Source organism: Lactococcus muris, assembly GCF_042849115.1.
GTDB lineage: Bacteria > Bacillota > Bacilli > Lactobacillales > Streptococcaceae > Lactococcus > Lactococcus muris.
In genome coordinates this window covers 1-2,191 of the sequence record NZ_BAAFQO010000038.1, presented here as the reverse complement: position 1 = coordinate 2,191, position 2,191 = coordinate 1, and the positions used below count along the sequence as shown (strand labels likewise).

1 protein-coding gene is annotated in these 2,191 nt (G+C 41.7%); it reads left to right on the top strand.

Annotated features, from left to right (window positions below):
* Positions 1 to 2,191 (top strand): hypothetical protein (locus tag ACGHCK_RS11360; protein WP_394304573.1); only part of this gene is annotated, 2,191 nt, incomplete at both ends.

Here is a 2,191-nt window from a genome sequence, read left to right as displayed (position 1 = left end):
GTATCTGAGTCTGTATCAGAATCAGTAAGCGAGTCAGTGTCTGAATCAGTAAGTGAATCTGTATCTGAGTCTGTATCCGAGTCAGTGAGTGAATCTGTATCTGAGTCAGTAAGCGAATCAGTTTCAGAATCCGTATCAGAGTCCGTGTCTGAGTCAGTAAGTGAATCTGTATCTGAGTCAGTAAGCGAATCTGTATCTGAGTCTGTATCAGAATCAGTAAGCGAGTCCGTGTCTGAATCAGTAAGTGAATCTGTATCTGAGTCAGTGAGTGAATCTGTATCAGAATCAGTAAGTGAATCCGTATCTGAGTCTGTATCAGAATCAGTAAGCGAGTCAGTGTCTGAATCAGTAAGTGAATCTGTATCTGAGTCTGTATCCGAGTCAGTGAGTGAATCTGTATCTGAGTCAGTAAGCGAATCAGTTTCAGAATCCGTATCAGAGTCCGTGTCTGAGTCAGTAAGTGAATCTGTATCTGAGTCTGTATCCGAGTCAGTGAGTGAATCTGTATCAGAATCCGTATCAGAGTCCGTATCAGAATCAGTAAGTGAATCTGTATCTGAGTCAGTGAGCGAATCCGTATCAGAGTCAGTATCAGAATCAGTAAGTGAATCCGTATCTGAGTCTGTATCAGAGTCAGTGAGCGAATCAGTTTCAGAATCCGTATCAGAATCAGTAAGTGAATCCGTATCAGAGTCAGTATCAGAATCAGTAAGCGAATCAGTTTCAGAATCCGTATCAGAGTCAGTAAGCGAGTCCGTATCAGAATCAGTAAGTGAATCTGTATCTGAGTCAGTGAGCGAATCAGTATCTGAGTCTGTATCAGAGTCAGTAAGTGAATCCGTATCTGAGTCAGTGAGCGAATCTGTATCTGAGTCTGTATCTGAGTCAGTAAGCGAATCTGTATCTGAGTCAGTAAGCGAATCAGTTTCAGAATCCGTATCAGAGTCAGTAAGTGAATCCGTATCTGAGTCAGTAAGCGAATCAGTTTCAGAATCCGTGTCTGAGTCAGTATCTGAGTCAGTGTCTGAATCAGTAAGTGAATCCGTATCTGAGTCTGTATCAGAGTCAGTGAGCGAATCAGTTTCAGAATCCGTATCAGAATCAGTAAGTGAATCCGTATCTGAGTCAGTGTCTGAATCAGTAAGTGAGTCTGTATCTGAATCAGTGAGCGAATCTGTATCAGAATCCGTGTCTGAGTCAGTATCAGAATCAGTAAGCGAGTCAGTGTCTGAATCAGTAAGTGAATCCGTATCTGAGTCAGTATCTGAATCAGTAAGCGAGTCCGTGTCTGAGTCAGTAAGTGAATCTGTATCTGAGTCTGTATCTGAGTCAGTAAGCGAATCAGTTTCAGAATCAGTATCTGAGTCAGTGTCTGAGTCAGTAAGCGAATCAGTATCTGAGTCCGTATCAGAGTCCGTATCAGAATCAGTAAGTGAATCTGTATCTGAGTCAGTAAGTGAGTCCGTATCAGAATCAGTATCAGAGTCTGTATCTGAGTCAGTAAGTGAATCTGTATCTGAATCCGTATCAGAATCAGTAAGTGAATCCGTATCAGAGTCTGTATCTGAATCAGTAAGTGAATCTGTATCAGAGTCAGTAAGCGAATCTGTATCTGAGTCTGTATCAGAATCAGTAAGCGAGTCCGTGTCTGAATCAGTAAGTGAATCTGTATCTGAGTCAGTAAGCGAATCAGTTTCAGAATCCGTATCAGAGTCCGTGTCTGAGTCAGTAAGCGAATCTGTATCAGAGTCTGTATCAGAGTCTGTATCAGAGTCTGTGTCTGAGTCAGTAAGCGAATCTGTATCTGAGTCCGTATCAGAATCAGTAAGTGAATCAGTTTCAGAATCCGTATCAGAATCAGTAAGTGAATCTGTATCTGAGTCTGTATCCGAGTCAGTAAGTGAATCTGTATCAGAGTCAGTAAGTGAATCTGTATCTGAGTCAGTATCAGAATCAGTAAGTGAATCTGTATCTGAGTCAGTAAGTGAATCTGTATCTGAGTCCGTGTCTGAGTCAGTAAGTGAATCTGTATCTGAATCAGTGAGCGAATCCGTATCTGAGTCCGTATCTGAATCAGTGAGCGAATCCGTATCAGAGTCAGTATCAGAATCAGTAAGTGAATCCGTATCTGAGTCTGTATCTGAATCAGTAAGTGAATCTGTATCTGAGTCAGTAAGCGAATCCGTATCAG